The 22105-nt window shown below is 54.3% G+C and carries 22 protein-coding genes; 10 read left to right on the top strand and 12 right to left on the bottom strand.

Going from position 1 to position 22105, the window contains the following annotated elements; all coding sequences use genetic code 11:
• Positions 1-15: 15 nt before the first annotated feature.
• The gene (locus ABSH60_RS08815; RefSeq protein WP_056777150.1) at positions 16-672 is read right to left on the bottom strand and encodes a Qnr family pentapeptide repeat protein; all 657 of its coding nucleotides are present in this window, start codon (positions 670-672) and stop codon (positions 16-18) included.
• Positions 673-858: 186 nt separating this feature from the next.
• Between ABSH60_RS08815 and dcp the strand changes: the two genes are divergently transcribed.
• The 3 genes from dcp (at position 859) to ABSH60_RS08800 (ending at position 4973) form a co-directional block, all read left to right on the top strand.
• Entirely contained in the window at positions 859-3012 is a 2154-nt protein-coding gene (gene dcp / locus ABSH60_RS08810; RefSeq protein WP_390973597.1) for a peptidyl-dipeptidase Dcp, read from the top strand.
• Between the two features lie 135 nt (positions 3013-3147).
• Positions 3148-4206: a methylated-DNA--[protein]-cysteine S-methyltransferase gene (locus ABSH60_RS08805; RefSeq protein ID WP_390973595.1), complete on the top strand. Its 1059-nt coding sequence runs from the start codon at positions 3148-3150 to the stop codon at positions 4204-4206.
• A gap of 14 nt (positions 4207-4220) precedes the next feature.
• Positions 4221-4973: an isocitrate lyase/phosphoenolpyruvate mutase family protein gene (locus ABSH60_RS08800; RefSeq protein WP_390973593.1), complete on the top strand. Its 753-nt coding sequence runs from the start codon at positions 4221-4223 to the stop codon at positions 4971-4973.
• Here the strand turns inward: ABSH60_RS08800 and ABSH60_RS08795 are convergent.
• Entirely contained in the window at positions 4945-6159 is a 1215-nt protein-coding gene (locus ABSH60_RS08795) for an MFS transporter (protein WP_390973591.1), read from the bottom strand. The genes ABSH60_RS08800 and ABSH60_RS08795 overlap by 29 nt on opposite strands.
• Positions 6160-6291: 132 nt before the next feature.
• On the bottom strand, positions 6292-6993 hold the full coding sequence (locus ABSH60_RS08790; protein ID WP_056775633.1) for a TetR/AcrR family transcriptional regulator: 702 nt from the start codon (positions 6991-6993) through the stop codon (positions 6292-6294).
• Positions 6994-7077: 84 nt separating this feature from the next.
• On the opposite strand from ABSH60_RS08790, the gene ABSH60_RS08785 reads away from it, so the two are divergent.
• Positions 7078-8577: an MDR family MFS transporter gene (locus tag ABSH60_RS08785; protein ID WP_122097242.1), complete on the top strand. Its 1500-nt coding sequence runs from the start codon at positions 7078-7080 to the stop codon at positions 8575-8577.
• Between the two features lie 98 nt (positions 8578-8675).
• Entirely contained in the window at positions 8676-10508 is a 1833-nt protein-coding gene (locus ABSH60_RS08780) for an ATP-binding cassette domain-containing protein (RefSeq protein WP_390973589.1), read from the top strand.
• 4 nt (positions 10509-10512) lie between these two features.
• On the opposite strand, the gene ABSH60_RS08775 is transcribed toward ABSH60_RS08780, so the two are convergent.
• Together ABSH60_RS08775 and ABSH60_RS08770 are read right to left on the bottom strand one after the other, a co-directional pair.
• Entirely contained in the window at positions 10513-11634 is a 1122-nt protein-coding gene (locus ABSH60_RS08775) for a GNAT family N-acetyltransferase (protein WP_056775622.1), read from the bottom strand.
• Positions 11635-11817: 183 nt separating this feature from the next.
• A complete protein-coding gene (locus tag ABSH60_RS08770) occupies positions 11818-12453 on the bottom strand; it encodes a carbonic anhydrase (RefSeq protein WP_056775618.1) in 636 nt (211 codons plus the stop codon).
• A 221-nt stretch (positions 12454-12674) separates the two neighbouring features.
• On the opposite strand from ABSH60_RS08770, the gene msrA reads away from it, so the two are divergent.
• On the top strand, positions 12675-13217 hold the full coding sequence (gene msrA, locus ABSH60_RS08765; protein ID WP_112288068.1) for a peptide-methionine (S)-S-oxide reductase MsrA: 543 nt from the start codon (positions 12675-12677) through the stop codon (positions 13215-13217).
• A 55-nt stretch (positions 13218-13272) separates the two neighbouring features.
• On the opposite strand, the gene ABSH60_RS08760 is transcribed toward msrA, so the two are convergent.
• The 6 genes from ABSH60_RS08760 to ABSH60_RS08735 form a co-directional block, all read right to left on the bottom strand.
• The gene (locus tag ABSH60_RS08760) at positions 13273-13578 is read right to left on the bottom strand and encodes a hypothetical protein (RefSeq protein WP_122097246.1); all 306 of its coding nucleotides are present in this window, start codon (positions 13576-13578) and stop codon (positions 13273-13275) included.
• 19 nt (positions 13579-13597) lie between these two features.
• Positions 13598-14863 carry a PTS sugar transporter subunit IIC gene (locus tag ABSH60_RS08755; RefSeq protein ID WP_056775606.1) on the bottom strand — a complete coding sequence of 422 codons (1266 nt, stop codon included), beginning with the start codon at positions 14861-14863 and terminating at the stop codon, positions 13598-13600.
• A gap of 59 nt (positions 14864-14922) precedes the next feature.
• Positions 14923-15225 (bottom strand): PTS sugar transporter subunit IIB, encoded by a 303-nt coding sequence (locus ABSH60_RS08750; RefSeq protein WP_056775602.1) that lies wholly within the window; start codon positions 15223-15225, stop codon positions 14923-14925.
• Between the two features lie 82 nt (positions 15226-15307).
• On the bottom strand, positions 15308-15751 hold the full coding sequence (locus tag ABSH60_RS08745; RefSeq protein WP_056775596.1) for a PTS sugar transporter subunit IIA: 444 nt from the start codon (positions 15749-15751) through the stop codon (positions 15308-15310).
• Between the two features lie 205 nt (positions 15752-15956).
• Positions 15957-16553 carry an AAA family ATPase gene (locus ABSH60_RS08740; RefSeq protein WP_390973585.1) on the bottom strand — a complete coding sequence of 199 codons (597 nt, stop codon included), beginning with the start codon at positions 16551-16553 and terminating at the stop codon, positions 15957-15959.
• Positions 16546-17481, bottom strand: coding sequence for a tagatose-bisphosphate aldolase (locus ABSH60_RS08735; protein ID WP_056775591.1), 936 nt, complete (start codon positions 17479-17481; stop codon positions 16546-16548). The genes ABSH60_RS08740 and ABSH60_RS08735 overlap by 8 nt, the downstream gene beginning before the upstream one ends.
• Before the next feature lie 234 nt (positions 17482-17715).
• Here ABSH60_RS08735 and ABSH60_RS08730 point away from each other — a divergent pair, with 234 nt between their 5' ends.
• The gene (locus ABSH60_RS08730) at positions 17716-18648 is read left to right on the top strand and encodes a sugar-binding domain-containing protein (protein WP_390973583.1); all 933 of its coding nucleotides are present in this window, start codon (positions 17716-17718) and stop codon (positions 18646-18648) included.
• Positions 18649-19092: 444 nt separating this feature from the next.
• The gene (locus ABSH60_RS08725; RefSeq protein WP_056775586.1) at positions 19093-19734 is read left to right on the top strand and encodes a hydrolase; all 642 of its coding nucleotides are present in this window, start codon (positions 19093-19095) and stop codon (positions 19732-19734) included.
• Positions 19735-19753: 19 nt separating this feature from the next.
• On the opposite strand, the gene ABSH60_RS08720 is transcribed toward ABSH60_RS08725, so the two are convergent.
• A complete protein-coding gene (locus ABSH60_RS08720) occupies positions 19754-20662 on the bottom strand; it encodes a LysR family transcriptional regulator (protein ID WP_122097249.1) in 909 nt (302 codons plus the stop codon).
• A 139-nt stretch (positions 20663-20801) separates the two neighbouring features.
• Here ABSH60_RS08720 and ABSH60_RS08715 point away from each other — a divergent pair, with 139 nt between their 5' ends.
• On the top strand, positions 20802-21110 hold the full coding sequence (locus ABSH60_RS08715; RefSeq protein ID WP_136376173.1) for a transporter: 309 nt from the start codon (positions 20802-20804) through the stop codon (positions 21108-21110).
• 136 nt (positions 21111-21246) lie between these two features.
• The gene (gene cho, locus ABSH60_RS08710) at positions 21247-22098 is read left to right on the top strand and encodes an excinuclease Cho (RefSeq protein ID WP_390973581.1); all 852 of its coding nucleotides are present in this window, start codon (positions 21247-21249) and stop codon (positions 22096-22098) included.
• Positions 22099-22105: the final 7 nt, after the last annotated feature.

Here is a 22105-nt window from a genome sequence, read left to right as displayed (position 1 = left end):
CGATTTCGAATACGCTCACTTCGAATGAATCACAATCATCCCCAGCTTCTCCAGCAGATGGCTTTGCTGCCAGTCGTCGATTTTCACGCCATCGAGATCCACTTTGCGGATGTTCAGTTCGCCCAGATCTGAATTCGTCAGGTCGCAATGGGTTATGTTGACGTTATTCCAGTCAAACTCGGTGAATTCGCCGCCGGAAAGGTCGGAGCCGCTGAAGTTTGCCCCCTGCACGTTCGCGCCGGTCCAGCGGTTTTCCCACAGCTCGCATTTTTCCAGAATGACTTTGCTGAAGTTGGCGTAGCTGAAGTTGTTTTTGGTCATGAATGCGCTGCAAAACCAGGTGCGGGAGGTGATCATATTCATAAAGCTGGCGCCGCTGAAATCTGCGCCGGTGGCTTTGCATTCGCGGATCTCCAGACCCAGCGCCTGCGCATTTTTGAAATCTGCCATCGTCAGGTCGCAATGTTTGAAGCTGGCATCTTTCAGCTGCGCATGCTGAAAAGAACAACCTGACTGTGTTTCATCGTCGTAGAAAATGCAGTTGACGAAAGCGATGTCAGACAGATTTGTGCTGTCAAAACGGCAGCGCAGGAACCTGCAATCGTGAAATTCTTCGCCCGACAGTTGCTGCTGGCTAAAGCGCTGGTCGCTGAAAGTCTGGTTTTTGATCATCTCTTTTCCGGTCATTTTACGTGCTGCGAAGAACGCTATCCTGACAGAATGCGGCGGCCAAAAATATGGAACCTGCCTCGTAATAACACGATTTACTTAGGATTCTCTTTTGCCGATCGGGCAGCAGGCGTCTATTCTCAAACACTTAACGGAGTCCATCTTTCCCTCAGCTAAGGAAGACTGAAAATGCGTCTGTCCATCCTCTTTATGGCAACCGGTCTGGCTCTCAGCCAGTTTGCAGGCGCTGCGCAAACTGCGCAGCCCGCCACGCAGGAGCACGTCATGAATCATGCTATCAATGCCGATAATCCGTTTTTAACCCCCAGCCCGCTGGAATATCAGGCACCGCAATTCAATCTCTATAAAGACAGTGATTACGAACCGGCGATCCTCGAAGGCATCCGCCAGAAACTCGCTGAAGTCGATAAAATTGCCAGCGACAGCGCACCGCCTACTTTTGAAAATACCTATGTGGCGCTGGAAAAATCCGGCGTCATGCTCCAGCGCGTGCAAAACGTTTTTGGCGCGATGACCGGCGCGAACACCAACGATACGCTGCAAAAAATTGACGAAGACACATCGCCAAAACTGGCCGCGATGGATGACAGCATTCATCTCAACAGCAAACTGTTTGCGCGCCTGAAAGCGGTGTATGACCAGCGCAGCAGCCTGAAGATTTCGCCGGAATCGCAGCGTCTGATCGAGGTGACATTTAAAGATTTTGAGCTGGCCGGTGCCAATCTTTCTGATGCGGATAAAGACAAACTCAAGGCGCTGAATCAGCAGGCGGCGACGCTCAGCACCCAGTTCACCAACAAGTTGCTGGCCGCGACCAAAGCGGGCGGGCTGACGGTGAAAGACAAAGCGCAGCTTTCCGGGCTGAGCGATGCCGAATTATCCGCTGCCGCGCAGGCCGCCAAAGACCGTAAGCTGGATAACGCCTGGCTGCTGGTGCTGCAAAATACGACGCAGCAGCCGTTGTTGCAGTCGCTCGATGACCGGGATACCCGCAAGGCGCTGTATGAAGCTTCCATCAATCGCGCTGAAAAAGGCGATGCCAACGACACCCGCGAGCTGATTGCCAGGCTTGCAAAAGTTCGTGCTGAGCAGGCTCAGGTGCTGGGCTTCCCAAGCTATGCGGCGTGGAAGCTGGAAGATCAGATGGCGAAAACGCCACAGGCTGCGCTGGATTTCATGCACAAAATTGTGCCGGCAGCCACCGCCCGCGCACAGCGTGAGGCGCAGGATATTCAGACGGAAATCGATAAACAGAAGGGCGGCTTCCAGGTGGCCGCCTGGGACTGGCAGCATTACGCGCAGCAGGTGCGCAAAGAGAAATATGATCTGGATGACGCGCAAATCAAACCCTATTTCGAGCTGAACAATGTGCTGGAAAACGGCGTGTTTTATGCCGCTAACCTGTTGTACGGCATCACGTTTAAAGAACGCAAAGACCTGCCGGTGTATAACCCGGACGTGCGGGTTTTTGAGGTGTTCGATAAAGACGGTAAATCGATGGCGCTGTTCTATGCCGATTATTATCAGCGCGATAATAAAGGCGGCGGCGCGTGGATGAGCAACTACGTCGATCAGTCGAAACTGCTGGGCACTAAGCCGGTGATTTACAACGTCGCCAACTTCCAGAAACCCGTCGCGGGGCAACCGGCGCTGCTGTCGTGGGACGACGTGATCACTATGTTCCACGAGTTTGGTCATACGCTGCACGGTCTGTTTGCCAGTCAGGAATACCCGAGCCTTTCCGGTACCGCGACGCCGCGTGATTTTGTCGAATTCCCTTCTCAGTTTAACGAGCACTGGGCGAGCGACCCGAAAGTGTTTACTCACTTCGCGAAACATTATCAGACTGGCGAAGTGATGCCGCAGGCGTTGCAGGACAAAATCGAGAAGGCCAGTAAGTTCAACAAAGGTTATGACATGACTGAGCTTCTGGCCGCTGCGCTGCTGGATATGCACTGGCACAGCCTGAGCGCCGACGCACCCCAGCAGGATGTCGATAAGTTCGAGGCGGATTCACTGGCGAAGGACAAAGTGAACCTGGCGTATGTACCGCCGCGCTACCGTTCCAGCTATTTCCAGCACATCTGGGGTAACGGCTATGCGGCCGGATATTACGCCTACTTGTGGACAGAAATGCTGGCCGACGATGCCTTTGCGGGTATCACCGAACAGGGCGGGCTGACGCGGGAGAATGGTCAGAAATTCCGTGACCAGATCCTCTCACGCGGTAACAGCGAAGATCTCGAAAAGCTCTACGAAACCTGGCGCGGTAAGGCGCCGTCGATCGAGCCGATGCTGAAAAATCGCGGGCTGGAGGAGTAAAAATGGCCGTGCCCGGTATCGCGCCGGGCACGGATGACCTCGCCGGAAAGAGTTAAATCAACGCCCGAAAAACGTCGCTTCCCCCGTTCGAATTCCCCTATGCTTTTCCTATGTTCCCGGTCTGCGAGTGAAATCATGCTTTTCGATTTGCCTGACGATGATGTTCTTTATGCTGCGCTGATTGCCCGCGACCCGGCTTACGACGGCTTTGCCTTTGTCGGTGTGAAAAGTACCGGGATTTTTTGCCGGCTGACCTGCCCGGCGCGCAAGCCCAAACGCGAGAACTCGGTGTTTTATCCGTCGATGGTCAGTGCGATGGAAGCAGGATACCGCCCGTGTAAACGCTGCCGTCCGCTCATGCAGGGCGGAGAGAAAGACCCGCTGGTGCTGAAGTTACTGGCAGCGCTGGAAAATGAGCCGGACAGAAAGTGGAGTGAAGGCGATGTGCAGGCAATGAATGTTGACCCTTCCACTGTCCGCCGGGCTTTTAAACGGCAGTTCGGGATCACGTTTCTGGAAATGGCGCGCCTGCGCAGAGTCGGTAAAGGCGTCGATGCCCTGACCGGCGGAGAGCCGGTGATTGAAGCGCAACTGGATGCCAGTTTTGGATCCGGCAGCGGATTTCGCGCGGCAATCACCCGGCAAATCGGGCTGAATCCCAGCCAGGCCAGAAAGCATCAGTTTCTGAAAGCTGACTGGCTGGATACGCCGATCGGTTCCATGCTGGCGATCGCCAGCCGCGACGCGCTGTATCTGCTGGAGTTTATTGACCGTCCGGCGTTGCCCAACGAAATTGAGCGGCTGAAACAGCTGACGTCATCTGAAATTATTTTTGGCCGCAACCCGGTCATAGATCAGCTCGAACAGGAACTGGTGGCGTATTTCGCGGGCGGGAAGCGTTTATTCCTCACGCCGCTGGCAGAATTCGGTTCGTTGTTCACCCGAAAGGTCTGGGATGCGCTCAGAGCTATTCCGGCGGGTGAAGTACGCAGCTACTCTGCGCTGGCGGCCGATATCGGGCAGGCAACCGCTTCCCGCGCCGTCGCCAGGGCAAATGGCGCTAACCAGATTTCCATTCTGATCCCTTGCCATCGCGTCATCGGTGCCGATGGTTCGCTGACCGGTTACGGCGGCGGATTATGGCGCAAGCGCTGGCTGATTGAACACGAACGAAGAATGGCGCTGAGCCGCTAAACGAGGAGAAAGGTATGAATCAGCAACGTCAGGCACTGGCATTTTCAGCGCTTCATCAGAAACACAATCCGGTCATTTTATACAACATCTGGGATGCGGGTAGCGCGCTGGCCGTGGAGCAGGCGGGGGCAAAGGCCATCGCGACCGGCAGCTGGTCATGCGCGGCGGCGCAGGGTTATCAGGATGGTGAGGCCATGCCTTTTGCCAGCCTGTTGCAGACGGTGCAGCGCATCGCTTCGGTGATAAGTTTGCCGCTGACGGTGGATTTCGAAACCGGTTATGGCGCTGATCGTTGCGATAATCTGAGCGCCCTTTTGCAGGCAGGCGTGGTGGGGATTAATGTTGAAGATCAGCAAATGGGATCATCTGCGCTGAACGGAGTCCGTGAGCAATGCGAGATTCTGACCTCGCTTCGTCAGGTGGCTGAAACGCAGGGAATCGCTTTATTTATCAATGCCCGTACCGATGTCTTTTTGCAGCAACCGGATGCCTCGCAGCATCCGGCGCTGATGGCGGAAGCTAAAAAACGGCTGGCCGCTTATCAGGACGCCGGTGCCAGTGGTTTTTTTGCCCCCGGTCTGAGCGATCCGGGCCTGATTGCTGAACTCTGTGAGGTTTCCGCGCTGCCGGTGAATATTATGGCCAGCAGCCTGACGCCGCCGCTGGCCGATCTCATTGCGGCGGGGATCAGCCGGTTAAGCTACGGCCCGCACCCTTATATCGGGCTGATGGAAAGCCTTACGCAGCAGGCGCGCGCGCTGTATTAGCCGCCAGCCGGTGCCCCATCCAGAAGAATACCAGCCCGCCCGCAGAGGCGGCGATCAGCGCGATAAACATCACTGACGGGGCGGCGTAACTGAGCAGAAAACCGCACATCACCGGGTTTATCGCGCCACCCAGATTGCTCAGATTCTGCATGCCGTAATAGCTGCCTTTCATGTTTTCCGGCGCGATAAAGTCGATAAACATGTATTCCACCGGAATGACGATAAGTTCACCAAAGCTGAAGATGGCCATGGCGATGATCCACAGCAGTACCGATTCCCCCGCAACCATAAAACCGATCAACCCGACGATGAAAAATACCGTGCCGAGCAGCAGCCACCTCAGCAGGGTGTCCTGTCTCATGCGGCTGCTTAAGACATACTGGAAAGCGATGACAATCACCGCATTCGTGATCATTACCGCGCCGATGATCTTGTAAGCAAAGGCGGCATTCGACACCAGTATCAGATACTGCGACAGATAACCGGCAAACTGTCCGAAAACCACCGAGCCGAGCGTGCTGCCCAGGGTGAAATAAATCAGACGGCGGTCGCGCGCGAGAATGCCCAGCGTCTGGCGCAGATTCGGTTTCGGCAGGGGTTTGTGTTCCTCTTCTGCCTGAGGCGGCCTGTGCGGGATATGACGTAATCCCCAGCCGAGGGAAATCACCGTGCCGAGCGCCAGCACACCGGAAATCACGAACGGCAGCTTCGGGCTGAACCCGGCTAACCAGACGCCAAGTGATGATCCGACCGCCCAGCCGACGTTCACCAGCGTGTAGTTCATTGAGAAAGCTTTAACCCGTTTCGCCACCGGCAACCAGCTGGCGATACAGGCCTTGAGCGTAATACTCAGCAGCGCGTAGGAGGCATTGAGCAACGCCAGCACCACCAGAACACCAGTGACGCCGGGCAGTACCGGCAGCAGTAAAAAGCTCAATCCAAAAGCGCTGATCGAGACAACAATCAACGTCCGGTGATTGAATTTATCCACCAGATAACCGGCGTACAGACCACTGAGAATGCCGATCGCCAGACTGGCCCCGAGAATAATCCCGACACTTTTCGGCAGCAGATGGTAGTGCTCGGTCAGATAAATCGTGATGAACGGCAGCGTCACACCTCGTCCGATAGTAAGCACTAACGAACTGGCGAGCAGCGCGAGGATCAGCGGCGGCATTCCCTTCATTCTCAAGGCATTCCTTTCAAAAACATCGTGGATGACCAATGATAATAGTCGAGTCTGCGCAGTATTTTTCGATACAAAAAGCGGGGAATAAAGTGAGTTGCGCGGCTATCCCCGCGCCTTCGCAAGATTGTGTTACGGCTTCTGCGGCGCAACGCCGTGGAAGAGCAGGACGGCGACGTGTTTTCGCAGCGCTTCGGGGGAAATGGGGGAAGCGGTGCCCTGGCGCATTTTCATGGAGGCGAGGGGAAACAGGGTCAGGCCGAACAGGGAGATGAACAACAGCGCCGGATCGAGATCGGGGTTCAGGCGGCCTTCGCTCTGCCAGCGGGTGATGCATTCCTGCACCACTTTGCGGTTTTTGTCGCCATTGCGTTCTTCCATGCGTTTTTTCAACATCCCGCTTTCACTGATCACTTCCCGCACCCACAGCGGCGCGACCCAGGGATATTTCACCGCCGCGTCGATCATGCATTGTGCCATCGCGGTGATTGCCATCAGCGGATCGTCGGCGTGGACATCAAAAATATCGCTAAACCCCGCGCGTACTGGCTGAAAACGTTCGTCGATGAGTACATCCAGCAGTTGTTCGCGGGTATTGAAGTAGTAATGCAGCATGGCGGTGGTGACGCCCGCTTCTTTGGCGATCATGCTGAGAGGCGTTTCGGCGATACCTGACTGGGCAAAGAGTTTCAGGGCGGCATCCAGCAGCAGTTCGCGCTTATCCGCGCCTTTTTTGACCCCGCTCGGGCGACCCGGACGGCGTGCGGACGCGGTGCCTTCCTCCTGAACCTTTTGTGCTGTCGTCGCCTTTTCTGAGATTTTTCTGTCTGTCATGAGCGGGGTGATCCATTGACCGGATGAAGGTGATGCGTCAATATTAATTATACAGTTAATTAATTACAAGTCAGGATAGCATTCATGACAACTATAAATTCGGCGCAGAGCGAAGTGAAAGAAGCCAGGCCTTCGATCAAGCTTCTGTTCTCCGCGCTGTTACTGGTGATGCTGCTGGCCGCGCTTGACCAGACCATTGTCTCGACGGCGCTGCCGACTATCGTCGGTGAACTGGGCGGGCTGGATCAGCTTTCCTGGGTGGTCACCTCCTATCTGCTGGCGTCAACGATCGTGGTGCCGTTGTACGGCAAATTCGGTGATTTGCTGGGAAGAAAAATCGTGCTGCAAACCGCGATAGTGGTGTTCCTGCTCGGCTCGGTACTTTGCGGGCTGGCGCAGAACATGACTCAGCTGATCCTGATGCGTGCCCTGCAGGGGCTGGGCGGCGGCGGGCTGATGGTGGTCACTATGGCCGCGGTCGGGGATGTTATTCCGCCGGCGGAACGCGGTAAATATCAGGGCTTGTTCGGCGGCGTGTTTGGGCTGGCGACCGTCATTGGTCCGCTGATCGGCGGTTTTCTCGTCGAGCACATGTCATGGCGCTGGATTTTCTACATCAACCTGCCGCTGGGTATTTTTGCGCTGCTGGTGATCGGCGTGGCGCTGAAATCGCAGACTGCGCGTATTCGCCATGAAATCGACTTTCTCGGCGCGGCGTATCTGGCGGCGGCGCTGACCAGCATCATCTTGTTTACCAGCGAAGGCGGCACGGTGTATCAGTGGTCTGATCCGCAGCTGTGGTGCATTCTGGCGTTCGGCGTGGTGACACTCGGCGGCTTCATTTATGAAGAGACGCTGGCGGCGGAGCCGATCATCCCGCTCGGCCTGTTCCGCGACCGCACTTTCCTGCTGAGCTGCGCCATCAGCTTTATTATCGGCATGTCGCTGATGGGCTCGGTGACCTTCCTGCCGCTCTATTTGCAGGTGGTCAAAGGCTCATCACCTTCCGCCGCCGGGATGCAACTGCTGCCGCTGATGGGGGCGCTGCTGGTCAGTTCGATTGTCAGTGGCCGGATTATCAGCCGCATTGGCCGCTATCGGCTGTTCCCGATTTTCGGCACGTTACTCAGTTTTATCGGCATGCTGATGCTGGGCAATCTCACGCTCAGCACAACGTTACCCCAGCTTTATCTTTATATCGGCGTCCTCGGTTTCGGACTGGGTATGGTGATGCAGGTTCTGGTGCTGGCGGTGCAGAACTCGGTATCGATGAAACAGCTGGGCGTGGCGACATCCAGCGTGACGTTATTCCGCTCGATCGGCGGTTCCATCGGCGTGGCGGCCTTCGGCGCACTTTTCACACAAGGTCTGCGTTCGCAACTGGAAAAACTGATCCCGGAAGGCACCCCGATCCCCCGCTCACTCAGCGCGCAGGCGGTACAGCAATTACCGGCAACCATTCGCGATGATTATTTGCAGGCATTCGCCACCGCGCTGCACTCGGTGTACCAGATTTCCGCCGGGGTCATGGTGCTGGCGTTTGTCCTGTCGCTGTTGCAGAAAGATGTGGTGCTGAAGAAATAACCGACGGCATTTTATGTGATTTACACTAAGCTTTCCCCTTTACGGCGCTGGAGACATCAGCGCCGGTATTTTTTAGGGACAAGTAAAAGGGGATCACCATGCTGTTTCGCCGTTTTGAGCGAATGATCGACATCTTCCGTGAGGCGCCGGGCGGGGAGCCGCCTGACAAAGTCTTTCCTTTCTATCTCTATTATCTGCGCCAGGTCTGGCCGAGTTTTGCGGTATTGCTGGTGGTCGGGCTGGTAGCGTCGTTGATTGAAGTGTCGCTGTTCAGCTACCTCAGCCAGATTATCGATCTCACCAAAGACACGCCGCCGGGCAGTTTTTTCTCCGAGCACATGGGGGAACTCCTGTGGATGGCGGCGGTGGCGATGATCCTGCGGCCGGTGTTTTTCGGTCTGAATGATTTGCTGGTACATCAGACGCTGACGCCCGGTATGACCAGCATGATCCGCTGGCAAAACCATAAATATGTGCTCAGGCAGAGCCTGAACTTTTTTCAGAGTGATTTCGCCGGGCGCATCGCCCAGCGCATCATGCAGACCGGCAGCTCGCTGCGCGATTCCGCAGTCCAGATGGTGGATGCCATCTGGCACGTGGTGATCTACGCCGCCAGCGCACTGTTTTTGTTTGCCGAAGCCGACTGGCGGCTGATGATCCCGCTGATTATCTGGATATTCTGTTACGCGATTTGCCTGTGGTTCTTTGTGCCTCGGGTGAAGCAGCGCTCGGTCGAGTCTTCTGAAGCGCGCTCGAAGCTGATGGGCTGTATCGTTGACGGCTACACCAATATCTCGACGCTGAAGCTGTTCGCACACACCGATCTTGAGCAGCAATATGCGCGTGAGGCCATCACCGAACAGACGTATAAAACGCAGCTCGCCGGGCGGCTGTTAACCGGTATGGCGTTCGCCATTACCACGCTGAACGGTCTGCTGATTGTCAGCAGCACCGGGCTGGCCTTGTGGTTATGGACGCAGTCGCTGATAAGCGTCGGGGCGATTGCGCTGGCGACCGGTCTGGTAATACGTATCGTGAATATGTCTGGTTGGATCATGTGGGTGGTGAACGGGATTTTCGAGAACATTGGTACGGTTCAGGACGGTCTGCACACAATCGCGCAGCCGCTGACCGTGACCGATAAACCACAGGCGAAAGGGCTGAGGGTGGATCAGGGGGCGATCCACTTTGATCACATCGATTTCAACTATGGCAAAGGCGCACGGGTGATCCAGAATCTGGATCTGGCGATCCGCCCCGGTGAGAAGATCGGTCTTATCGGCCCTTCCGGCGCGGGGAAATCCACGCTGGTGAACCTGCTGTTGCGGCTCTACGACATCGACGGCGGGCGCATTCTGATTGATCAGCAGGACATTGCCGGGGTCACGCAGCAGAGCCTGCGCGCGCAAATCGGCATGATTACGCAGGACACCTCGCTGCTGCACCGTTCAATCCGCGATAACCTGCTTTACGGCAGGCCGGGTGCCACCGATGAGGAGTTGCAGCTGGCGATCCGTCAGGCGCGTGCCGATGAATTTATACCGCAACTGTATGATTCGCAGGGCAGAACCGGGCTGGACGCGCATGTCGGTGAACGTGGCGTGAAACTCTCCGGCGGTCAGCGTCAGCGTATTGCTATCGCCCGCGTATTACTGAAAAACGCACCGATCCTGATCATGGATGAAGCGACATCGGCGCTGGATTCAGAAGTAGAAGCGGCAATTCAGGAAAGTCTCGAGACGCTGATGGGCGGTAAAACGGTGATTGCCATCGCCCACCGCTTATCGACCATCGCCAAAATGGACCGTCTGGTGGTGCTGGAAAAAGGGCAGATTGTCGAGGTGGGCAATCACGCCGAACTGCTGGCGTACGGCGGCCTGTACGCGCGCTTGTGGCAACATCAGACCGGCGGATTTGTCGGGATGGATTAAGGCTCTATGCGTGCCGGTACGGCAGCACCTCACGGGCTTCATCGGCCCAGCGCTGCACGCCGGCACGTTCTTCCACTAAAAAATCTTCCACGGCATCGCGTAAACCCGGATGCCGTAAATAGTGCCACGAGTCGGTGATGACCGGTTCAAAGCCGCGCAGCAGTTTGTGTTCGCCCTGTGCGCCCGCGTCAAAGCGCGCCAGCCCGCTGGCAATCGCGTATTCCATACCCTGATAAAAACAGGTTTCGAAGTGCAACCGGTCAAACTCTGCCACGCAGCCCCAGTAGCGGCCATAAAAGGTATCGCCGCTGATCAGGCTGAAGGCCATCGCCACGTCACGCCCGTTTTGCTGCGCGACAACAAGACGGATCGCCTCCGGCATTCTTTCCGCCAGCAGGCTGAAGAAAGCGCGGGTCAGATACGGCGACTGGCCGCGCACGGCGTAAGTATTGCTGTAGCAGCTGTAGACAAAATCCCACTGCGCTTCAGTCACGTCGGTGCCTTTCAGCCAGATAAACTCGATACCCTGCGCCGCCACCTGTTCGCGCTCCTTGCGGAACTGTTTACGTTTGCGCGAGGTGAGGGCGTCGAGGTAATCCTGAAAATCACGATAACCGCGGTTCTGCCAGTGATACTGCAAGCCCTGCCGGTGCTGCCAGACGGCTTCACTGCCGATCAGCCGGTTGGCGCGTTCATCGGTGAAATTGATGTGCGCGCCGGTCAGGCCGTTTTCCACCAGATACTCCGGCAACGCCTGCAATAAACGCAAGGCCGCAGAGTCATCACCCAGCAACCGGGCGCCCGTTACCGGGCTGAACGGCACCGCGCCCAGCCATTTCGGATAATAGGCGATGCCCGAACGCTGACAGGCATCCGCCCAGCCCTGATCGAACACGTATTCGCCGTAAGAATGACGTTTACGGTAACCGGGAAGGGCGGCGCGGATGTCGCCATTTTCCTGCCACAGCAGATGTTCAGGTCGCCAGCCGGAATGTGGCCCCAGGCTGCCGCTGTCTTCCAGCGCAGATAAAAATGCATGGCTGAGGAAAGGCTGTTGCGCAGGCACCAGCGCATCCCACTGTGCGGCAGGCAAATCAGCCAGACGGCTCAACGTGATAACAGGCATGAAATATTCTCGCTGTGGCATTGAAGGAGAAAGCGCTTAAGTGTCGTTCAGGCAGGGAAATAATGTCGGCTGAAAGGTGCGGAGGAAAAAATAAAAATGCTTAACCCGCTGATTTATAATACGGAACCTATTGGAATAGATTCCGTATTATTATCCGGCAAGCCGATATGCCGGATTTTTTAATTAACTGGCCCTGACTTCAGGATTATCTGAAAGTGAAATAAAGGTGCTGCTCTTCGCATCAAATGCATCAATACACCCGGATTCAATATCATAAACCCAGCCGTGCAGGGTAACCTGACCTTTCGCCAGCGCGACCGCAACGCAAGGGTGCGTGCGCAGGTTACTCAGCTGGGCAACCACGTTCTGATGCACCATTCCGTTGACGCGCGCTTCAGGGGATTCGTGCTCAGAGGCTTCGTTGATGGCTTTCGCGGCATCGGAATAACGCAGCCAGTGGGCGACCGCGGGCATGTGATCCAGACAGGTGCAGTTGGCGATTGCGCTCATCGCGCCACAGTTGGAGTGCCCGCAGATAACGATATCTTTCACGCCGAGCGCCATCACCGCGTACTCCACCGTTGCCGATACGCCGCCCGGTTCCGGCCCGAAAGGTGGCACAATATTACCGGCATTACGGATAACAAACAGTTCGCCCGGTTCACGCTGGGTCACTAATTCCGGCACTAAACGGCTGTCAGAACAGGATATAAACAGGGTCTTAGGATTTTGGTTTAAAGCGAGTTGTTTGAATAACTTAGAGCGTTGCGGAAACGCTTCTTTCTGGAATCTGAGAAAACCTTCAATAACGTCTTTCATAGGGGGAATTCCATGTATTTCAATGCCAGTGAGTCTGCCATGAAAAAAAAGGCAGATCAATCAGACGGAATATCATCACTATTTGCAGGGAAATAAGAGAAAGCAAAATAATATAATTTACCGGCGATAAGCATTTCACATTCCCTTTTTTTAATGCCATACCTTTATGTCAGCCTTATCCGTCCCCATATTTCCTCTACCCCCTGAGTGAAGGAGTCTGTATGACAATCGAATACGCTATTTTTGGTGGCGGCTGTTTCTGGTGTACGGAAGCGGTGTTCAAAGACGTCATCGGCGTGGAGTCGGTGGAAAGTGTTTACACCGGCGGGCGTCGTCCGAATCCGAACTATGAGCAGGTGTGCACCGGCACCACCGGCCATGCGGAGGCCATCCGCGTGGGATTTGACCCGGAAAAACTGACCTACGGCGATCTGCTGGATATCCACTTTGTGACGCACGATCCGACCCAGCTTAATCGCCAGGGCAACGACGTCGGCACACAGTACCGTTCGGCGATTTTCCCGGCCAATGAGCAGCAAAAAGCCGAGGCGGAAGCCGCCATACTGCGCGCGCAGCACGATCACAGTGATCCGATTGTGACCAGCATTGAACCGCTGGGTGAGGTGTACGTGGCCGAAGGCTATCACCAGAATTACTGGGATGGCGCGGGGCAGCAGAACCGTTACTGCATGGCGGTGATCCCACCGAAACTGCAAAAATTACGCAAGAGCTTTGCGCAGCGAACGAAATCGCTGAACCCGTAAAGTACCCGGACGTATGAATGTAAAAAGCCAGAACCTGAGTTCTGGCTTTTTTGTCTCAAAATCCGTATCGGATCGCATCCTTACTTTGTTGCATCAGCGCGTCAATTTTCTGCGAATACGTCTCCAGCCCTTTACCGTCTCCGGCCTCTGAGCACTCGCGCCGCCGCGCGTTATAGGCCTTCATCAGTTGCGCCTGCGCAAAGCCAGGCTTGCCGTAACAGGCCATGCTCTGCTCCCAGCAGGCGATCGCCGCCTCCAGTTCCTGCTGTTCCTGATACTGTTTTCCCAGCTCGTTGAGCGCTTTGGCCGACTCCTGCGGCGGCAGCTGTTGCGCTAAAATTTGCTCAATGCGTGTATCCATGAAGATGACCTCCGCGCGGTTAATGGAAGAAGTTGAGAATATGACCAAACACCAGCCCGACGCTGATGACATCCGAGTCGCTGAATGTCACGTTCGAGAAGCCGAATTTGCCCAGCAGAGGCAGCAGCAGCGCCGGAAGTAAGGTGATAAACAGGCCGTGGAAGATACCGCCGATAATCGCCCCGCGACGTCCGCCGACGGCGTTACCAAAGATGCCCGCCGTGCCGCCTGCGAAGAAGTTGGTCAGCATGCCCGGTAAAATCATCGCGAGTCCCAGGCTCGGGAACAGGAACATGCCGATGACCGACCCGATGGTGGTGGAGATAAACCCGATGATCACCGCGTTAGGGGCGTAAGGGAAAAGCACCGGGCAATCGAGCGCCGGAATGGCGTTCGGCACGATGCGCAGGGCGATCCCGCGAAAAGCCGGGACGATTTCTGCCAGCAACAGGCGTACCCCGGAGAGCAGAACATAGACACCCACCACAAACTGAACCGATTGCAGGAAGGAATAGACCAGATAGTTGACGTTATTGGCGAAAGGCGCGACAACTTCCGGGCCTGCGGCGACGGCGGGGATCAGGTAAATCGGGATCATCACCACCATCATCGACAGATAAGTGTCCTGCAGGAATGAGAGGGACTGCGGCAGCTCAAAATCTTCGGTGCTCTTACTGACGTCGCCGGTGATTTTCGCCACACCCGCCTGCACGATATAGCCGATGGTGCAGAAATGGCCGAGCGCAAAATCATCGGAACCGGTAATTTTGCGCACAATCGGTTGTGCCAGTACCGGCATACCGACCGCCATCACGCCGGCGATTACCCCACCGGTTACGATCAGCTCCACACCGCGCAGGCCGCCCATATAACCGATGACCGAACAGACGGTCGCCATCCACAAGGAGGCCTGGCCGGTCAGGAAGATATATTTAAAGCGGGTCAGGCGGGCAATCAGGATGTTGACGATAAACGCCAGCACCATAATTAAGGCGGTTTCACGCCCGAGCGTCTGCTGGGCGATCCCGGCAATCGACCCGACGTCAGTCACGATGCCGCGCATATGGAAACCTTTCTGGAATATTTCGCCCAGAAAAGTCAGCGCATTAACAATAATGCTCGCCCCGGAAAGGAGGACTAAAAATCCCAGCAGCGTTTTCAGTGTGCCGGTAATAATTTGTCCAGGACTTTTTTTCAATGCGATCAAGCCAATCATCGCAATCAGCGATATTAATATTGATGCCTGGCCTAATACATCATTAACAATAAAGTGAAGGAAAGACATAAGCGTCCCCTGTAGTAGAGATGTAGAGTTGTTCTATTGGATGATATTATTTTTTATTATTAGATAGCCAGATGACCCATTTCCTGAAGAACGGGTGTCAGTTTGCTTTTTATTTCATTTTTATCCACCAGCCTTTTGAGATAAATAATATTGGCTTTGATGGTGTAATGCTGGAATTGTGATCTGAAGTTTTCGCCGGTCATAATAATATCTGCCCGGGTAGAGGTGGCGCTGGAAATATCGCAATGTGATAAATCGGCTTCGACACCTAAATCTTTTAATGCGGCTTCGATACTCATTTCACAGGCAAAACTACTGCCCAGACCTGCGCCGCAGACTGCAAGGATAGATAACTTTTTCATAAGACTCCCTTACGCATTTTGTAGGTGATGATTGTTGTAGATGATGAATATCGGTTGATGGTCATCTCTCTTCACTTCACGTTTAAAACTGCCGGATAATCTCTAAGGCTTCCTGCGTGTTCTTACTCTCTTTCAGTTTTTTCGCGGCCTCGTCGTCGCAGAAAAGATGAGAGAGACTGGCAATCATTTCTATGTGCGAATGGCTGTCCACGGCGGCCAGCGCGAAAATAACGTACACCGGATCGTTATCTTCACTGCCGAACTCTACGCCTTGTGAAACAATCACCAGCGACAGCGCCGTGCGGTTGACGCCCTCTTCGGGCCGGGCGTGCGGCATGGCAATACCTTCGCCCAACACATAATAAGGACCGATTTCCCGGTGCATATCATATATAGCCTGAAGATAACGACTTTCCGCCGCACCGGAATCAATTAACGGTTGCACCGCTAACGCGACGGCACTTTTCCAGTCTTCTGTTTTCGGAATTATCTTGGTGTTATTTTCATTAATCCAGTCGCTTAACATAATACCTCTTTACATGAATAGGGGCTTTTCTCAGTATGATATTTAATTTAAATAAAAACTGTGATCTGTCCAGTTCTATTGGTGACTAAATAAAGCTTTTCATTTATCCAAGATAAGAATGTAAAACGATGTGTCGGAATTAATGTCTGTGACAATAAAACACGTCATGTTTTTTGTTCAGTAACGTAATATTTCCCTTTCCGGTTTATTGTGTTTGGGTATGGAATGAATTTATTATCCATTCGTGAATAACAACAATATTTACAGGTCTATTCTCATCAACATTATTTTGATCCAAAGAATATACCGGTCCTAATGCCATTGGCTGCGCATTTCCTGCAAGAATTTTTAATTCGGGAATATATTCTGCCCCGACATGTCCCGCTAAGCGTTCACCCACTCGCGAGGCAAAACGTTCCGCGACCCGTTGTGCATCAATCTGGCACCAGATTTCCAGTACCTGTGTCACACCAGCCTGCTGCAAATAGGTGTGCAACACGTCTTTTGGCTGGAAACCAAACCAGGCATCGACAATAAATGTGCTGCCGTCCGGCGCGCCTGCGACGATATCCCAGATCACCTGATAACTGGCCTGACCCAGTACGCGGTTAAACGGGCGATCGACATTTTGCAGCCGCTGTAAAAACGGGTTTTTAATGCCATCGAGCGACAACTGCAACCAGCCACTCTGTTCAGAAAGCTCAACGGCGAGCCGGCTTTTACCCGATGCGGGGATCCCGTTAACCAGGATAACGCGTTTACCGGTAAAGCCATTTCGTGCGGCGCTTCTGTTTTCAGACATGTTCCACCTGTTCAGTTTTATGAGGTACCGGAGCCTGGAAGTATTGCTGGATCACGGCCTGAAGTTCGTTCAGACGCGGTACCGCAAGGGATTCGAGGCGGGATTTGGTCGCGCTGCGGTCGAGAGAAATGCAGTCTTTCCACAATGAACGCCCTGCGATAACGCCCGATGCGCCTTCACTCATGGCATCCGCCACTTGTTTGAGGAAGGTGGAATGATCAACCCCGGCGGAAAGCACCGCCCATGGCACGTCGCCGGCGAGTTCAGTGATGTCGGCACAGGCTTGTTTCGAGCCCGGATAAGGCAGTTTCAGCACCTTCGCACCGCACTCCAGGCAAATCTTAGTGCCGCCATAGATCAGTGAAGGGACTTTTTCTTTATATTCTTCCTCGGTTTCGTTGTCGAGTTTATAGGTCAGGAACTCCACCACCAGCAGCAGGTCTTCGCGGGCAAAATCTTCGATGCACTGATGCAGAATTTCAATGTTATGGCGGTTGGCTTCTTCCTGATCAGCGCGCAGGTAGACCATGATTTTGCCGCCTGTGGCGCCCAGTTCACGCACGCGGCGCGCATCGACATTCGCCACCAGGCGGGACAGACGGTAGCCTTCCGGTGAATTATCCCAGCCTGATGCGTCAAGGCCGATCAGCAGGGCAGTATCGCGGGCAATAATGCCGTCATCCACCAGTTGCGGCACGGCGCAGACCGGATCGACCAGCACGCAGGAGGCTTTGCTGGCGAGGTATTGGGTGATGTCGGCTTTAATCAGCCCGAGTTCGTGTTCTGAAATGGCGGATTGTTGCTGCGGGTCGCTGGCCAGCAGGCTGCGCATGGCACCGCGCTGGTCACAGGCGATCACCAGCATCGCGCCATTCTTGCCACAAATTTGCTGATAGCTGCGTAATTCTGAAGTAGACATTTTTGACATGGAACTCTCCTTTGCGTGAAATTTATTACAGATGAAAAAATCTCGATTACACTGGACGTTCTGTCTTTAGCCCCCTGATGAAAAGGGGCGGAAAGTCGCGTAACACGCCGGTTTGCAAGGGTTGAAGCCCGATCCGGTACATTGCATTTTTACAGGTGTTGCGCAATAATCCCTCAATCGACAATTTGAGTGTAATTCATTACTGAAAGGAATTTCAAGCTGAAAGAGCCAATTTTGCAAGATATTGCAGCAACGCGCGCCATGATGCATTTAGTGGCTAAGCTGCATTACGAGTCTGATATGTCTCAGGTGGAGATTGCTCGCAAGCTGGATGTGTCGACGGCCACCATCTCAAGATTGCTCAATAAGGCCCGTGCGGCGGGCATCGTGCGCATCGAAGTGGTGGGATTATCTTCGCCGGAAGACATGACATCAGACCTGGTTAAGCGCCTCGGATTGAAGCAGGCCTATGTGGTCGATGCGCCGCCGGGGAATGTGCTCGGTGCGCTGTCAACGCCGCTGGCCTCGCTGCTTCAGGACGCCGGATTAGGTGCCGGCTCGGTGCTGGGCATCGGCTGGGGAAGGGCGGTGCGCGAAGTGACGCTGGCCGGTATGCCGCGTCTGCCGGGGATCATGACCGTGGCGCTGAACGGCGGGATGCAACAGTCTGCACCGCATTTTCAGATCACCGAGTTCGTCCGCCGCGCGGCGGAACAGATGGAAGGCACACCGTACTTTTTACATGCGCCTTATCTCTCCTCGGCACCTTTGCGTGATGCCTTTCTCGCTGACCGCAGCGTGCAGGAAATCATTTCGCTGTGGGATAAGCTGGACGCAGCGATCGTCGGCATCGGGCTGACCCACACGCCGAAACCGAGCGAATCCACCACTGCCACGCCGGGCGAACAGGCGCTGAGCGATGCCGCGGGTGACGTGCTGCGCCACTACTTCACGGAATCCGGTGAATTATTACACTGGGAAGGTGAGGAGCGGATGATTGCGGCTTCGGTTGAACAGTTGCGTAAAACGCCACTGACCATCGGCGTCGCCGCCACGCCGGAAAAGGCCGCCGGAATTATCGGCGCGGTGCGTTCGGGCATGATCAATTCATTAGTGACAGACGTGAATACCGCGCAATCGATCCTGGATAAACTGCCGGTGGCATGACGGCTTGTTTTTGAATATGAGCAAAATAAAAAGGCATTCCGTGGCGGGAATGCCTTTTCGTTTACCCCACGCTTTAAAATAAATCTGAGTGCCATCCTGAGTACTGAATGTGCTCATTTTTATCTTTCCTCCGCAGTGGTTTGGCAGGTTTTAAACGGGTCATGTGTCATGTTGAAAATACTATGAGGTGCCAGGGGTAAAGAGTGATGACAAGTTATCTTTAACGTGTTGTTAAAAATTTTGTTGTACCTATAGATATGAAAATAAGAGGTTTTTTTTGCTCTTTACAGAAAGGAATGTCTGTCAAAAAAATCTGAACAAGTTGCCAAATTCTTTCCGCTATCTGCTTTTACACTCCTGCCCTATTGTTAATTCCAGCAGCACAACAACACAACATTAAATACAAACACACAACCCAACAATGCACTCTGAGAGGAAATGAAAATGTCTAAATTCGATCTGCTGGACCCACAGAACTCCACACTGATTTTCATCGACCATCAGCCACAGATGTCATTCGGCGTTGCGAATATTGATCGCCAGCAGCTTAAAAATAATACGGTCGCTCTCGCCAAAGCGGGCAAAGTTTTTAACGTGCCGGTGATTTACACCTCGGTCGAAACGGAAAGCTTCAGCGGTTATATCTGGCCGGAATTACTGGCGGTGCACCCTGATGTGAAACCTGTCGAACGCACCTCAATGAATTCCTGGGAAGACGCGGCCTTCGTGAAGGCCGTTGAAGCGACAGGGCGCAAAAAACTGATTATCTCCGCCCTCTGGACCGAAGTGTGTCTGACTTTCCCGGCGCTGATGGCGCTGAAAGAAGGGTATGAAGTGTATGTGGTGACCGACACTTCCGGCGGTACCAGCGTGGATGCCCACGAACGCGCCATCGACCGTATGGTGCAGGCCGGTGCGGTGCCGGTGACCTGGCAGCAGGTTCTGCTCGAATACCAGCGCGACTGGTCACGCAAAGAAACTTACGACGCTGTTATGGATCTGGTGCGTGAGCACAGCGGTGCCTACGGCATGGGCGTCGATTATGCCTACACGATGGTGCACAAAGCGCCACAGCGTCAGGGGTAATTCTGGTACGACTGCCCGGTTATTCCGGGCTATAAACGGTGCTCAGCCCGTCGAAGTTCTGCAAATTCTCACGCCACCACATGGCGGCGTTACCGGTGGCATTGTCGTTCCAGGCCATAAACGCCTGGTCGCGACGGGGTTCGGTATCGAGACGACGCTCAACCAGCGCACCGCTTTCCAGATGCGGTGCGGCCAGATAACGCGGCAGATAGCCGCAACCCAGCCCGGCAATTTGTGCATGCACTTTGGCGTTAAAGTCATGCACGCTCAGCATTTTCTGCTCATCAAGCACGCGTAAATCAGCGCCTGCGCCGTGGCGGGAGGTGTCGTGAACGACAACGGCGCGATACTGGCGGATGTGTTCACGCACCAGCGGTTCCGGCATTGCGGCGAGCGGGTGGTGGGGCGCAACGGCAAACACATATTCCAGCCAGCCGATGGCGCGATATTCGATACCGCTGCGGGTCAGGGGTTCCTGCACGGCGCCAAAGACAATGTCGGCTTCGCCATAACTGAGCGCTTCCCAGCAACCGGCGAGCACGTCGTGGCGGAACAACAATTGGGTATGCTGATGCTCGGCGTAAAACCGGTCGATCAGGGGGGCAAGCAGCGCGAAGGGAACGGAGGCATCAACGCTGAGGGTCAGTTTGCTTTCCCAGCCGCTTTCGACGTACTGCGCCTGTTGTTCCAGCTCACTGACGGCGCGCAGCAGCACGCGGCCTTTTTCGAGCATCAGGCGGCCGGTGGGAGTGAATGTCGCGCGATGACCGGAGCGGTCCAGCAGTTTGATGTTCAGATCACTTTCCATCTTCTGCACGGTATAACTCAGTGCCGACGCGGTTTTAAACAGTCTGGCCGCGGCCGCCGCAAAGGTGCCATGTCTGTCCAGCGCATCCAGGATCAGCAGCGCTTCAAGGCTTAATCGCATTATTTTTCCCACCCCAAAAATTGTTTAACAACACCCCAAAATATTTTCGTTATCAATGAGGGTGCTGGTTTCGTATCGTTTATGAATATAACGCAACATTCAGTTAACCAGAACAACGGTGAATGAGAAGGAATATCCGATGACCTATCCGCATCAACCCGACCATATGACTCTGGTGATCACCCACGGCGTACAGCGGGATAAGCTCGCAGACTATGAATGCTGGCTGGAGACGCTGAAGACGGATGCGGCGAGGTTTCCCGGTTATCAGAATGTGAACATCCTGCGGCCGGTTCACGGTGAAACCATCTACACCCTGCTCGTGCGCTTCGATAACATTGATAATTTGTATCAGTGGATACACTCCGATCAGCGCGAAATCCGTGAGGCCACCTTAGCCAACTTACTGAGAGGACAGGAATATATTGAGATGCGCACACAGGCGTAATGTTTCATCGCCCGAAATTTACACATTGTTTGCCCTGCAAAGGTTGAAGACTGTATAAAACGCCAGTATGATTCGGCTGTTTTTTATACGCTGTCGTTATCAGAGAAAAGTCATCACAGAAAGCAGGTCAGCCATTTTGTGGAATCCCGAAAAAGAGCTTTTTACCGAGCTTTATCAATACCCTGAACATCTTCGTCATACGTTGGAAAATTTACCCAGCAGCAGCGGTGTCTATATTTTCTATGGTGACGACAACGCTTTTCCGCTGTATATCGGCAAGAGTGTGAATATCCGCAGCCGCGTGATGTCGCATTTTCGTAATCCTGCCGAAGCCAAGTTGCTCCACATGACCCGCGATATCGATTATGTGAAAACCATCGGCGAAGTCGGGGCGTTATTGCTGGAATCGGATCTGATCAAAACCCGGCGTCCGCTGTTTAATAAACGTCTGCGCACCGCCCGCAAGCTCTGTTCGATCCGGCTTGAGGGGCTAAGCGCGAGTATCGTGTTCAGCAACGAAGTGGATTTCTCGCACAGTGACGATTTGTTCGGCTTGTTTAAAACCAAGATGTCGGCAGTCGAAAAAATCCGTGATATCGCCGATCAGGAAAAGCTGTGTTACGGCGCGCTGGGGCTGGAGAAGCTGACAAAAAACCGCGCGTGCTTCCGCTATTCACTGGGAAAATGTGCCGGTGTCTGTTGTGGAAAAGAATCCCCGCAGGCGCATCAGGCGCGTCTCAGAGAGGCGCTCAGCGCCCTGAAAATCCGCAGCTGGCCCTATCCTGGCCGGATTGCTATTGCCGAAGAAGCCAATGGCGTAACCGATTATCACGTCATCAATCACTGGTTTTATCTGGGGACGGTGCAAACGCTGGAAGCGGCAAAAGCCTTCGACATGGCCGTTCCGCATTTCGACCGCGACAGTTATAAAATCCTGTGCAAGCCGCTGTTCGAGGCGGACAGTTCGAAGGTGATCTTGCTGGATTAACGGCAAC

The organism is Rahnella sp. R3(2024) (assembly GCF_042920125.1).
Lineage (GTDB): Bacteria > Pseudomonadota > Gammaproteobacteria > Enterobacterales > Enterobacteriaceae > Rahnella > Rahnella rivi.
The sequence above is the reverse complement of the archived record's forward strand: the minus strand, read 5'-3'. Positions and strand labels throughout refer to the sequence as shown.